Below are 13,353 nucleotides of genomic sequence, written 5' to 3' on the forward strand. Positions count from 1 at the left end.
ATGGTATCTCTCGCATCCCACGGCATAAGCGACTCCGGAAAAGGGGTTCGTATGCCTTAGTTGTAAGTGTCTACCATGTCCCCGAACAAGTGTTCATGATGTCCCCGGACCGTACAGTGGGAGAGGGCCGGGGTGAGGGCATCAGACTGCACACTTTAAAAGCAAAACGGTCACAATCGTGACCGTTTTTAGTCTTTGCACCCTCTCCCTGTGGGAGAGGGTTGGGGTGAGGGCAACAGACCGCACGGACTCAGGACGCTAACGACAACTCACGCTTTCCCGCATTTTGCGCCAGCCATTGCGCTACGCGAGACTGCTGCTCGGCGTCCAGCCACATCCCTTCTTTCGTACGACGCCAGATTGCATCGTCAAGGCGACGCACCCATTCGTGCTCAACCAGATACCGCAGTTCCGCTTCATACAGTTCATGCCCAAAATGCTCGCCCAGATCGGCAATGCTTTGTGCTTCACCGAGGATCAGCTCGGTGTTGCTGCCATAGGTGCGTGCGAAGTGGCGGGCCATCGATTCGGTGATGAACGGATAGCGGCGGCGCAGTTTTGCAGCGTAATCATCACGGTTACTGCCGATATCACCGCCAGGCAGCGTGGCGCCTTTCGTCCAGGCCGGACCGATATTTTTATAGTACGGCGTCAGTTTTTCCAGCGCATGTTCAGCCAGCTTACGGTAGGTCGTCAGTTTCCCGCCAAATACTGACAGCAGCGGTGCTTGACCATTCACGTCGTGAATATCCAGCGTGTAGTCGCGGGTGATAGCCTGCGGTGAATCTGACTCATCATCGCACAGCGGACGCACGCCAGAGTAAGTCCAGACCACGTCATCGCGCCCCAACTGTTTCTTGAAGTGCGTGTTATACACCTTCAACAAATAGCCAATTTCGTTCTCGTCGATCTCGACGTTTTTCGGATCGCCGTTGTACTCCACGTCAGTGGTACCAATGATCGAGAAATCATCCATCCACGGAATAACAAACACGATGCGCTTATCTTCGTTTTGCAGGATGTAAGCCTGTTTCTGGGTATGCGCACGTGGAACGACGATGTGGCTGCCTTTAATCAGGCGAATCCCGTACGGGGAGGGCAGATGCATGCCGTCGTCAAAGAACTGTTTCACCCACGGGCCGGTAGCGTTGACCAGACCGCGCGCCTGCCAGCTGAATTTCTCGCCGGTATCAATGTCTTCGGCGTCCACAATCCACAGGCCGTTTTCACGGCGTGCGGCGGTCGCTCGCGTGCGGGTTTTCACTTCGCCCTCTTTCTTCACCACCATCTGCGCATTTGCCAGAACGAGGCGGGCATCGTCCACCCAGCAGTCAGAATATTCGAAACCGCGCACGATTTCTGGTTTCAGCACCGAATCTGCGCCAAAACGCAAACCGGTAGACGCGGGAAGGCTGGTGCGTTTACCCAGATGATCGTACATAAACAGACCGATACGAATCATCCACGCGGGACGCAAATGCGGGCGATGAGGCAGGCGGAAACGCATCGGAATCGCCAGATGCGGAGCCATTTTCAGTAAAACTTCGCGCTCGGCCAGCGCTTCGCTGACCAGACGAAATTCGTAGTGTTCCAGGTAGCGCAGGCCGCCGTGGATCAGTTTGGAGCTGGCGGACGATGTCGCACAGGCGAGATCGTTGGCTTCCAGCATCAATACAGATAAACCGCGTCCTGCGGCATCTGCCGCGATGCCGGCACCGTTGATGCCGCCGCCTATCACAATCAGATCTTTGGTTTCCATGTCACCCTCATGCACTTTCGTTAAAGCTCATAAATGTTCGATATCGCTCATAATAGCAAAGGAACGCGTTTTTGGTAACATCAAAAAAACAATTTTGAGTGATAGAGATAACATAATGGCGTTTAGCCGCCGCCAGGACGTACACTACGCGGTAAAATAGTGCGGCCTGATACCCTCGCCCCAGCCCTCTCCCACGGGGAGAGGGGGCAGATTTCCTCACCCTGGGGTAATTTTTCTCTCTGAAAGAGAGGGAAACGTCGCACCAACCTGAATAATGAAAAGAGAAAACCATGGATCAATTTGAATGCATTAATGTCGAAGAAGCCCATCAGAAAATGCATCAGGGAAAGGCGGTGTTGGTGGATATCCGCGATCCGCAAAGCTACGCGATGGGACACACGCCGGGTGCGTTCCACCTGACGAACGACACTCTGGGCACGTTTATGCGCGATAACGATTTTGAAACGCCGGTGATGGTGATGTGCTATCACGGCAACAGCAGCAAAGGCGCGGCGCAGTATCTGCTCCAGCAGGGTTACGATGCGGTCTACAGCGTTGATGGCGGCTTTGACGCGTGGCATCGCCATTTCCCGGCGGAAGTTGAGCACGCGTTTGGGGGCTAAAACCTCTATACTGTCCCCCTTTGTGTGGAACTAAGCGACTGCCGCCCATGTTGATGATTACCTCTTTTACCAATCCGCGCGTCGCTCAGGCGTTTGTCGATTACATGGCGACGCAGGGCGTCGTTCTGACTCTCCAGCAGCATACGCAAACTGACGTCTGGCTGGCGGATGAAAGCCAGGCCGAACGGGTGAATGCTGAGCTGGCGCGTTTCCTCGAGAATCCCGGCGACCCGCGTTATCTGGCTGCGAGCTGGACCAACGGCCATATGGACAGTGGATTGCACTACCAGCGCTTCCCTTTCTTTGCCACCGTGCGCGAACGCGCAGGGCCGTTTACGCTGTTGCTGATGGCGGCCTGCATTCTGGTGTTTATCATCATGAACGTGGTCGGCGATCAACGTGTGATGATCGCCCTGGCGTGGCCGTACGGTCCGGCGGTGCAATACGATGTCTGGCGTTACTTTACCCACGCGCTGATGCATTTCTCGGTTCTGCATATTCTCTTTAACCTGCTGTGGTGGTGGTATCTCGGCGGGGCGGTTGAGAAACGTCTCGGCAGCGGCAAGCTGATTGTGATCACCATTATTAGTGCACTACTCAGCGGTTATGTGCAGCACAAATTTAGCGGCCCGTGGTTTGGCGGTTTGTCGGGCGTGGTGTACGCCTTGATGGGATATGCCTGGCTTCGCGGTGAGCGCGACCCGGAAAGTGGCATTTATATGCAGCGTGGTTTGATAACCTTTGCATTAGTATGGCTAATTGCCGGATGGTTTGATCTGTTTGGTATGTCTATCGCGAACGGCGCACATGTCACCGGGCTGGCCGTTGGGCTGGCGATGGCCTTTGCCGATACGCTGAATGCGCGAAAACGAACATAATTCCAGGGATATTTCATGAAACAGACACAGCGACATGACGCCATTATCGAACTGGTTAAAAAACAGGGATACGTCAGCACTGAAGAGTTGGTTGAGCAATTTGCCGTTAGCCCGCAGACCATTCGCCGCGATTTAAACGATCTGGCCGACCAGAACCGCATTTTGCGCCATCATGGCGGCGCGGCCTTGCCGTCCAGCTCGGTGAACACGTCCTGGCACGATCGTAAAGCGACGCAAACGGCCGAGAAAGAACGTATTGCCCATAAAGTAGCGAGCCAAATTCCTAACGGTGCGACGCTGTTTATTGATATCGGGACCACGCCAGAGGCGGTGGCGCATGCGCTGCTCAACCATGAAAATCTGCGCATCGTGACCAACAACCTGAACGTGGCCACCACGTTGATGGTCAAGGACGATTTCCGCATCATTCTGGCGGGTGGCGAATTGCGTAGCCGTGACGGCGGAATTATCGGTGAGGCGACGCTCGACTTTATCTCTCAGTTTCGCCTCGATTTCGGCATTCTGGGGATCAGCGGTATCGACAGCGATGGTTCATTGCTGGAGTTTGATTATCACGAAGTCCGCACCAAACGCGCGATTATCGACAATTCCCGCCACGTTATGCTGGTGGTGGATCACTCCAAGTTTGGGCGTAACGCGATGGTGAACATGGGCAGTATCAGCATGGTGAATGCGGTGTATACCGATGTGATGCCACCAGCGGGCGTATTGCAGGTGATCAACGATAACAACGTGCAGCTAGAACTGTGCTGAAGTAAAAACAGAACGGCAACTCAGTTGCCGTTTTGGTATTTGCTCCCTTTCTCTGTGTGAGAGGGCTGGAATGAGAACATCAAACCGCACCAGAAAAGCAAAACGGCAACTGAGTCGCCGTTTTTGGTATTTGCTCCCTCTCCCTGTGTGAGAGGGCTGGGGTGAGGGCATCAAGCCCTGCAATTCTTAAACCCCATACCCCATCATTTTCAGCAGCTGTTGCGCATGCTGCACGGCGTCCTGGCGATGCGCCACGCCCAGTTTCTGATATAAATTGCGAATGTGCGTTTTGATGGTAGTCGCCGCGACGGCCAGCTCACCCGCAATTTGCTCATTGCTGTAACCAGAATAAATCAGCCCCAGGACCTGCCATTCACGCTGCGTCAGCGGGCTGGTGCGAATCAGTTCCGGCACTTCCGGATGCGTCAGCAGACGTTCGACAAAGTTCTCATCAAAGTGCGCGAATTTATGTCGGTGATGCTGATTTATCTCACGCAAAATACGCTGGGCGCGGTGTTGGTCCAGTTCCGGCAAGGTATTAAGCTGAATAAGCTGACGCAACTGCTGCGCCATAACTTCGCCTTCAATCACAAAGTGGCTGATAAACCCGGTACGATTCGCCAATTGCAACGCCTCCAGCAACACACGCTGCGCGTCATTTTTACGTCCTGCCTGCCAGTAAAGCTGATTAAGCAGCAGCAGGTTGCGGTTGAGATCGCTCATCAGACGCAGACTGCGGGCATTTTCGTTCAACTCTTCCAGCACGATTTCTGCCGGGTCAAAGTCCCCTAACAGGATCTGCACACGGGCAATATTGCGCCATTGGCTTTGCAGGAAGTGGTTGTTGGCAAACTCTGGTTTTGGCGTCTGGCGCAGCCAGTTGGCGGCAGATTTTTTATCGCCGATCATTTGCCAGTAAATCACCCGCACTTTATCCGCGTTAGACACCCAGTCGCTGTGGTACTGACCATTGCCGAGCAAGTTTTCCAGACGATTAAGATGATTGCGGGCGTTATCCAGATCGCCACGTGCCAGTGAGCACTGCACCAGCAGCGCCAGGCATTGCAACTGCTGCTGCGGCTGAAACGCGGAAAGCACTTCGACACCGTGACGGGCGGAACTTTCGGCCTCATCCAGACGCGACCACGCCCACAGAAGCTGAGCGCGAATACGTAACAGGAACTCGTGCATCGGCAGCTGTTCCAGGTGCTGATCGTGAATCAGCTGGAACGCTTTTTCCTGCGTCTCCCAGGCGGCTTGCAGGAACCCCTGCGCGAATAAAATTTCGCTTTGCTGGATCATGCTCCACAGTGCGTAATGCCAGATATCATGGCGGCGGGCCATCTGTTCCGTTTGTTGCATCAGCGCCAGCGACAGGCTGAGATCGCCTTTACAGTGCAGCACTTCGCCGTGTACCGATGTGGCGACGATCCGGCTGTAGAAATTGGCCAGCGGCAGTTCATCCAGTGCGATCATCGCCAGGCGTTCGGCTTCTTCCGGGTCGCCGTCGTTAATCGCGACCTGTGCACGCAAGGCGTTAAATTCACCGTGCAGCGTCGCATCCATTTCGCCCTTCATCTCTTGTTCGGCGCGCGCCAGCAGCATGTTCACTTCGCTGTAGCGGTGCTGGCTTTGCATCAGCCAGGCCTGCAAAAGCACCAGACGCGGATTTTCCAGCAGGCTTTCCCACGGCAACGCGCGCAATGACTCTTCAAGCAGCGTCAGCTCGCTATGATTAAACAGGCCCCACGCATGGTTGAGCAAAATATCGCGCAGCATATTGGCGTCGCCCGCAGCCAGAGCATGATGAATGGCTTCGCTCGGGAAGCCTTGCGCCATCCAGCTTTCTGCGGCTGAGCGGTGAACTTCAGGTAATTCTGTTGCGAGTTCCCACTGACAGCGTTGGCGCAGGAAGCTGCCAAACAGCGGGTGGAAGCTGAACCATTCGCCCGAGTCGTCCATGCGTTGCAGGAACAGGCCCTGACGTTCAATTTCTTCGAGGCGCATTTGCCCGTTGTCTTCGCCGGTGACGCGCACAATGAGCGCATCGTTCATCGAGCGCAGCAGCGAGCTTTTCAGCAAGAACTGGCGGGTGGCGGGATCGACGCTGTCCAGAACTTCATCGACCAAATAATCGGATAAATGGCTGGCGTTGATGCCTGACAGACGACGCGCTGACTGATGCGTCGGGCTGTTATTTTGTCGCGCTGAGAGGGCGATCAACTGTAACGCGGTCGCCCAGCCCGCAACGTCATCGCACAGGCGGCTGCTTTCTGCGGCTTCAATAGGCGAGCTGAGTCGGCAGTCGAAAAACTGTTTGGCTTCCTGATGGTTAAAGGAAAGCTGTTGACTGCCCACTTCCAGCAATTGATCGCGCACGCGCAGGTTGGCGATACCCAACTGCGGCAAGTTACGCGACAGCACGACCAGCGTCAGGTTTTCCGGCTGATGGCGCAGGAAGAAGCGCATGGATTCATGGATGACCGGGTTGGTGATCAGATGATAATCATCAATCACCAGATAAAGCGGGCGATGCCATTCGGCAAGTTCGATAAAAAGCTGTGCGAAAAGCGACGAAAGACTCGCGTACTGGCGCTTTTGCACCATGATTTCGCTGGTGACGCAGTGCCCGTTTGTGGCCTGCTGAATGGCAGCAATCAAATAGCTGGCGAAACGCTCTGTCTGGTTATCCCCCTCATCCAGAGAGTACCACCCTAAATCGCTTTTGCCGGAGGCCCACTGAGAAATGAGCGTCGTTTTTCCATAGCCCGCAGGGCTCGTTATCAGCGCCAGTCGGAAATTATTCGCGCCGGAAAGTTTCGCCAACAGACGTTCGCGGACCACGGTATGGTCAAGACGAACCGGGCGACTTAATTTGGACGGAATCAACATAAGTTTTCACTTCACTGTGGGGAAACGAGGAAATCGATTTTTTTTGGGCTTCGTAATTAATAGATATAAGGTCGGCCAGAAAGAGAACTATTGCAAGTTATGTCCGACTTTTCTGTGCCTTAATTTGCACTCTGTCACAATTTTATTTCAATCGAGGTGGGAACTTTTCGATATGCCCTATAAACCGCGTGGATGCTGGCTTGTATGCATTTAGTGCGGTTAAACTGAAATCGGTTTCAGTCTGCCTGATACGCGTCAACGTAATAAATTTTCTGTGCCGGAGCGGTAATAAAATAACGCGCCTGAATAATTACAAAAGTCATAAATATTATTTCACGTAAACATTTATTTCTGGTTCATTTAATTTCATCCGAAACTGCATTTCATTTTTTTGACACTCTTCCGATTTATCCTGACGCCGAATGGTCACACTCGTTCTATGCTCAAGAGTGGCCTTGATCACACTTTAGCGCTCATCCCTGCTACTCCTCCCTGTCTAATCCCCGTCAGGAGGAGGAAGAGATAACATGAGCCAGGCACACTAGCGCCAATATCTTTACTTTATCTACAGGATGCCGATTCCCTATGTCACAGCCTACCTTCAATAAAGATCACTTTCAGGCAGCCCTGACGCGTCAGTGGCAGCGTTTTGGTTTGCACGCGGCAGAAGACATGACACCTCATCAGTGGTGGCAGGCGGTGAGCGGTGCGCTGGCTGAATTGCTCAGCGCGCAGCCCGTAGCGAAGCCGGTGAAAAACCAGCGTCACGTCAACTACATCTCCATGGAGTTCCTGATTGGTCGTTTGACCGGGAATAACCTGCTGAACCTTGGCTGGTATCAGGAGGTAAGCGAGGTGCTCAATGAGCACAATATCCATCTGACGGATCTGCTGGAAGAAGAGACCGATCCCGGTCTTGGTAATGGCGGTCTGGGGCGTCTGGCAGCGTGTTTCCTGGATTCCATGGCAACCGTGGGGCAATCCGCGACCGGCTATGGCCTGAACTATCAGTACGGCTTATTCCGCCAGTCTTTTGCGGATGGCCATCAGGTTGAAGCGCCGGACGACTGGCATCGCGGTACCTATCCGTGGTTCCGCCACAATGCGCAGCTCGACGTGCAGGTGGGGATCGGCGGAAAAGTCTCGAAGCAGGGCCATTGGGTACCGGATTTTGTCATTACCGGCGAAGCCTGGGATCTGCCGGTTCTGGGCTACCGCAATGGCGTTGCGCAGCCGCTGCGTCTGTGGCAGGCGAAGCACGCGCATCCGTTTAACCTGACCAAATTTAACGACGGCGATTTCCTGCGCGCTGAGCAGCAGGGTATCGACGCAGAAAAACTGACCAAAGTGCTCTACCCGAACGACAACCATCTGGCCGGCAAAAAGCTGCGCCTGATGCAGCAGTATTTCCAGTGCGCCTGCTCCGTAGCCGACATTTTGCGTCGCCATCATCTGGAAGGGCGCAAGCTGGCAGAACTGCCGGATTACGAAGTGATTCAGTTGAACGACACGCACCCGACAATTGCGATTCCTGAGTTGCTGCGTGTGCTGATCGATGAGCACCAGCTGAGCTGGGACGCTGCATGGGCGATCACCAGCCGTACCTTCGCGTACACCAACCATACCCTGATGCCAGAGGCGCTGGAGTGCTGGGATGAGAAGCTGGTGAAAGCGCTACTGCCGCGTCACATGCAGATAATCAATCAGATCAACGACCAGTTTAAAGTGCTGGTGAATAAAACCTGGCCGGGCGACAAAGACGTCTGGGCGAAGCTGGCCGTGGTGCACGACAAACAAGTCCGTATGGCTAATATGTGCGTGGTCAGCGGCTTTGCGGTGAACGGTGTGGCGGCGCTGCACTCCGATCTGGTGGTCAAAGATCTGTTCCCGGAATATCACCAGCTGTGGCCAAACAAATTCCATAATGTGACTAACGGCATCACGCCGCGTCGCTGGATCAAACAGTGCAACCCGGCGCTCGCCGCGCTGCTGGATAAAACGCTGAAAAAAGAGTGGGCCAACGATCTCGACCAGCTCATCAATCTGGAAAAACAGGCCGACGACGCAAAATTCCGTGCGAAATACCGCGCGATTAAGTTGGATAACAAAGTCCGTCTGGCAGAGTTTGTTAAAGTGCGCACGGGTGTTGAAATCAATCCCCATGCCATTTTTGACATCCAGATTAAACGTCTGCATGAATACAAACGCCAGCACCTGAACCTGCTGCACATTCTGGCGCTGTACAAAGAGATTCGTGAGAACCCGAGCGCCGATCGCGTGCCACGCGTGTTCCTGTTTGGCGCGAAAGCCGCACCGGGTTACTACCTGGCGAAAAACATTATCCTCGCCATCAATAAAGTGGCAGAAGCAGTCAACAACGATCCTGCCGTGGGCGATAAGCTCAAAGTGGTGTTCCTGCCGGATTATTGCGTCTCTGCCGCTGAACTGCTGATTCCGGCGGCGGATGTCTCCGAGCAGATTTCTACTGCGGGCAAAGAAGCGTCTGGTACCGGCAACATGAAGCTGGCGCTGAACGGGGCATTGACCGTGGGCACGCTGGACGGTGCGAACGTCGAAATCGCCGAACAGGTGGGCGAAGAAAATATCTTTATCTTCGGTCATACCGTAGAGCAGGTGAAGGCGCTCAAAGCTAAAGGCTACGATCCGCTGAAATGGCGTAAAAAAGACAAAGCGCTGGATGCGGTACTCAAAGAGCTGGAAAGCGGTAAATACAGCGATGGCGACAAGCACGCGTTTGACCAGATGCTGCACAGCATCGGCAAACAGGGCGGTGACCCGTATCTGGTGATGGCCGATTTTACCGCTTACGTTGACGCGCAAAAGCAGGTTGATGTGCTGTACCGCGACCAGGACGCCTGGACCCGTGCGTGCATTCTGAACACCGCGCGCTGCGGGATGTTCAGTTCTGACCGCTCAATCCGTGATTATCAGGCCCGTATCTGGCAGGCAAAACGCTAAGGAAGCGCGATGGATAGCAAACGTCTGGATAATGCCGCGCTGGCGGCGGGGATCAGCCCCAGTTATATCAATGCTCACGGCAAACCACAGTCAATTGGCGCTGAAACCAAAAGACGTTTGCTGGATGCCATGCACAAGGCAAAACCCGTCGCGAAAGCGGCGGTAAGCCCGGTTCCTGTCGTCATGGTGTATACCCATGGCAAAAAAATGCCGTTACCGATTGAAGGCAAAGGAGAATTTAGCTGGGATCTGACTACTGAAGACGGTCACCAGCATAACGGCCACGCCACGGGCGGTAAAACGCTGACTCTTCCGGCAAAATTGCCGGAGGGCTACCACACCCTGACGCTCACTCAGGACAGCCAACGCTTCGCGTGTCGGGTGATTGTCGCGCCGAAACGCTGCTATGAACCGCAGGCGTTGCTCGAAGGTAAAAAGCTGTGGGGCGCTTGCGTGCAGCTTTATACCTTGCGTTCGGACGATAACTGGGGCATCGGCGATTTTGGCGATCTGAAAAAGATGCTGGGAGAAGTAGGTAAACGCGGCGGCGCGTTTATCGGCCTGAACCCGATTCACGCGCTTTATCCGGCCAACCCGGAAAGCGCCAGCCCGTACAGCCCGTCGTCCCGTCGCTGGATGAACGTGATTTATATTGACGTTAACGCGCTGGATGATTTCAAAAAGAGCAAAGACGCGCAGGCGTGGTGGAAACTCAGCACCACGCAGCAGATGTTGAAGCAGGCGCGTGACGCGGATTGGGTTGATTATTCAACCGTCACGTCGCTCAAAATGGCGGCGCTGCGTCTGGCGTGGAAAGGCTTCTCAACGCGCGATGACGACCAGATGGCGGCCTTTCGTCAGTTTATCGCCCAGGAAGGTGAAAGCCTCTACTGGCAAGCGGCGTTTGATGCGCTGCATGCGTATCAGGTGAAAGAGGACGAAATGCGCTGGGGCTGGCCGGTGTGGCCAGAGGCGTATCAGTCCGTCGATTCTCCAGAAGTGAAAGCGTTCTGCAAAAAGCACGCTGATGAGGTGGACTTTTTCCTGTGGCTGCAATGGCTGGCCTACAGTCAGTTTGCGGCCTGCTGGCAGCAAAGTCAGGGCGACAATATGCCGATTGGCCTGTATCGCGATCTGGCCGTCGGCGTGGCGGAAGGCGGGGCGGAAACCTGGTGTGACCGCGAGCTGTACTGCCTGAAAGCGTCGGTTGGCGCGCCGCCGGATATTCTGGGGCCACTTGGGCAAAACTGGGGGTTGCCGCCGATGGACCCGCATGTGATGGTCGCGCGGGCTTACGAACCGTTTATCGATCTGCTGCGCGCCAATATGCAAAACTGCGGGGCATTGCGTATCGACCATGTGATGTCGGTGCTGCGTTTATGGTGGATCCCCTACGGCGAAACGGCTGACCATGGCGCATATGTGCAATATCCGGTGGATGATTTGCTGTCCATCCTCGCGCTCGAAAGCAAGCGTCACCACTGCATGGTGATTGGCGAGGATCTTGGCACCGTGCCGGTTGAAATCGTCAGCAAATTACGCGACAGTGGCGTCTATTCCTACAAAGTACTGTATTTCGAGAGTGATCATGAGAAGACGTTCCGTTCGCCGCAAGCGTACCCTGAACAATCAATGGCTGTCGCGACAACGCATGATCTTCCTACGCTGCGAGGCTATTGGGAAAGCGGCGATCTCACGCTTGGCAAAACGCTAGGCCTGTATCCTGACGACGTGGTGCTGCGCGGTCTGTATCAGGATCGCGAACTGGCAAAACAGGGTCTACTGGATGCGTTGCGTAAGCATGGCTGTTTGCCAAAGCGTACCGGGCATAAGGCCTCGTTGATGTCGATGACCGCGACGTTAAATCGTGGAATGCAGCGTTACATCGCCGACAGCAACAGTGCGTTGCTTGGGCTTCAGCCGGAAGACTGGCTAGGCATGGCGGAGCCGGTGAACATTCCGGGCACCAGTTATCAGTACAAAAACTGGCGGCGCAAACTGTCCACAACGCTTGAAAAGATGTTTGCCGATGAAGGGGTGAACAAGCTGATTAAAGATTTGGATAAACGCAGAAAGACCGTCGTCAAAAAGAAATAAAAAAACCCGCCAATCGGCGGGTTTTTTCTTTTAAATCACCATGTTCAGCAGCAGAACCCCGATCAGGCCGCATACCGAGATAATGGTTTCCAGCACTGACCAGGACTTGATGGTCTCGCCGATAGTCAGGTTGAAGTATTCCTTGAACAGCCAGAAGCCTGGATCGTTCACGTGGGAGAAAATCACGCTACCGGAACCGACCGCGATAACCATCAGCTCTGGGCTTACGCCGGTTGTCGCAATCAGCGGAGCCGCGATGCCGCCTGCAGTAATCGCCGCCACGGTCGCAGAACCCAGCGCGATACGCAGAACCGCAGCAATCGACCAGGCCATCAGCAGCGGAGAAATATTGGTGGAATGCATCATGGAGGCGATGTATTTGTCCACGCCGCTGTCGACCAGAACCTGTTTGAACGCACCGCCACCGCCGATGATCAACAGCATCATGGCAATGATTTTGATGGAAGAGGTCAGCGTTTCGTTGATCTGATCCATATTGCGGCCACGATTCAGACCAAAGGTAAACAGGGCAATCAGCACCGCAATCAGCGTCGCCATGACCGGGTCACCCAGGAATTCCGCAACGGACAGGAATGGATGGCCTTTTGGCAGAATCATCTCGGCAACCGCACGCATCGCCATCAGAACAACCGGTACCAGCGAGGTCCAGACGCTGACGCCAAAGCTTGGCATCTCTTCTTCAGTGAAGGTTTTCGCGCTGTACAGGCCTTCAGGAATCGGCTTGTCGATGCCTTTCAGGCAGCGAGCAAATACCGGGCCGGCCAGAATAACGGTTGGGATCGCCAGAATCGTACCGAACAGCAGGGTTTTACCCATATCTGCATGGAAAATGGTCGCGATCGCGGTTGGACCCGGGTGAGGGGGCAGGAAGCCGTGGGTGACAGACAGCGCAGCGGCCATCGGCACACCAACATACAGCAGCGGAATGTTAGCGGCAGCCGCGATGGTGAAGACCAGCGGCAGCATCAGCACGAAGCCCACTTCGTAGAACAACGCAAATCCCACCGTGAAGCCAGTTAATACCACGGCCCACTGGATGTGCTGTTTGCCGAATTTGGCAATCAACGTGGTGGCAATACGCTGCGCGCCGCCGCAGTCTGCCAGCATTTTGCCGAGCATGGCGCCGAAGCCCATAATCAGCGCCAGGCTGCCGAGCGTTCCGCCCACACCTGCTTTGATCGAGCTAATAACTTTTACCAGCGGCATCCCTTGCATCAAACCGACTGCGAGTGCCACCAGAACCAGAGCGATGAACCCGTTCAGTTTGAAACGGATCATCAAGAGCAGTAATAAGACAACACCGATAGCGACGATAACTAATGGCATGATT

The 13,353-nt window shown here is 54.6% G+C and carries 8 protein-coding genes; 5 read left to right on the top strand and 3 right to left on the bottom strand.

The window, feature by feature from the left end; genetic code table 11:
- Nucleotides 1-250: 250 nt before the first annotated feature.
- The gene (glpD, locus tag AC07RN_RS17720; protein ID WP_449554983.1) at nt 251-1,759 is read right to left on the bottom strand and encodes a glycerol-3-phosphate dehydrogenase; all 1,509 of its coding nucleotides are present in this window, start codon (nt 1,757-1,759) and stop codon (nt 251-253) included.
- 290 nt (nt 1,760-2,049) lie between these two features.
- On the opposite strand from glpD, the gene glpE reads away from it, so the two are divergent.
- Genes glpE through AC07RN_RS17735 form a run of 3 tightly spaced genes read left to right on the top strand, consistent with a single transcriptional unit; the run spans nt 2,050 to nt 4,034 of the window.
- A complete protein-coding gene (gene glpE / locus AC07RN_RS17725; RefSeq protein WP_015960794.1) occupies nt 2,050-2,382 on the top strand; it encodes a thiosulfate sulfurtransferase GlpE in 333 nt (110 codons plus the stop codon).
- Between the two features lie 47 nt (nt 2,383-2,429).
- Nucleotides 2,430-3,260 carry a rhomboid family intramembrane serine protease GlpG gene (glpG, locus tag AC07RN_RS17730; RefSeq protein ID WP_235134214.1) on the top strand — a complete coding sequence of 277 codons (831 nt, stop codon included), beginning with the start codon at nt 2,430-2,432 and terminating at the stop codon, nt 3,258-3,260.
- Nucleotides 3,261-3,275: 15 nt separating this feature from the next.
- Nucleotides 3,276-4,034, top strand: a complete 759-nt coding sequence (locus AC07RN_RS17735; protein ID WP_235134213.1) for a DeoR/GlpR family transcriptional regulator — start codon at nt 3,276-3,278, stop codon at nt 4,032-4,034.
- 186 nt (nt 4,035-4,220) lie between these two features.
- Here the strand turns inward: AC07RN_RS17735 and malT are convergent, their stop codons facing one another.
- Nucleotides 4,221-6,926: an HTH-type transcriptional regulator MalT gene (malT, locus tag AC07RN_RS17740; RefSeq protein WP_478336958.1), complete on the bottom strand. Its 2,706-nt coding sequence runs from the start codon at nt 6,924-6,926 to the stop codon at nt 4,221-4,223.
- Nucleotides 6,927-7,511: 585 nt separating this feature from the next.
- Between malT and malP the strand changes: the two genes are divergently transcribed.
- Together malP and malQ are read left to right on the top strand one after the other, a co-directional pair.
- On the top strand, nt 7,512-9,905 hold the full coding sequence (gene malP, locus AC07RN_RS17745) for a maltodextrin phosphorylase (RefSeq protein ID WP_478336959.1): 2,394 nt from the start codon (nt 7,512-7,514) through the stop codon (nt 9,903-9,905).
- Nucleotides 9,906-9,914: 9 nt separating this feature from the next.
- Nucleotides 9,915-12,002: a 4-alpha-glucanotransferase gene (gene malQ / locus AC07RN_RS17750; protein ID WP_478336960.1), complete on the top strand. Its 2,088-nt coding sequence runs from the start codon at nt 9,915-9,917 to the stop codon at nt 12,000-12,002.
- Nucleotides 12,003-12,032: 30 nt separating this feature from the next.
- On the opposite strand, the gene gntT is transcribed toward malQ, so the two are convergent.
- Entirely contained in the window at nt 12,033-13,349 is a 1,317-nt protein-coding gene (gene gntT / locus AC07RN_RS17755; RefSeq protein ID WP_015960788.1) for a gluconate transporter, read from the bottom strand.
- Between the last annotated feature and the right edge of the window lie 4 nt (nt 13,350-13,353).

This window comes from Lelliottia sp. GFLA7, from assembly GCF_056490165.1.

Coding starts and splice junctions, on each gene's coding strand:
- glpD (WP_449554983.1), bottom strand. CDS start 1,759: ATGGAAACCAAAGATCTGATTGTGATAGGCGGCGGCATCAACGGTGCC.
- gntT (WP_015960788.1), bottom strand. CDS start 13,349: ATGCCATTAGTTATCGTCGCTATCGGTGTTGTCTTATTACTGCTCTTG.
- glpG (WP_235134214.1), top strand. CDS start 2,430: ATGTTGATGATTACCTCTTTTACCAATCCGCGCGTCGCTCAGGCGTTT.
- malT (WP_478336958.1), bottom strand. CDS start 6,926: ATGTTGATTCCGTCCAAATTAAGTCGCCCGGTTCGTCTTGACCATACC.
- malQ (WP_478336960.1), top strand. CDS start 9,915: ATGGATAGCAAACGTCTGGATAATGCCGCGCTGGCGGCGGGGATCAGC.
- glpE (WP_015960794.1), top strand. CDS start 2,050: ATGGATCAATTTGAATGCATTAATGTCGAAGAAGCCCATCAGAAAATG.
- AC07RN_RS17735 (WP_235134213.1), top strand. CDS start 3,276: ATGAAACAGACACAGCGACATGACGCCATTATCGAACTGGTTAAAAAA.
- malP (WP_478336959.1), top strand. CDS start 7,512: ATGTCACAGCCTACCTTCAATAAAGATCACTTTCAGGCAGCCCTGACG.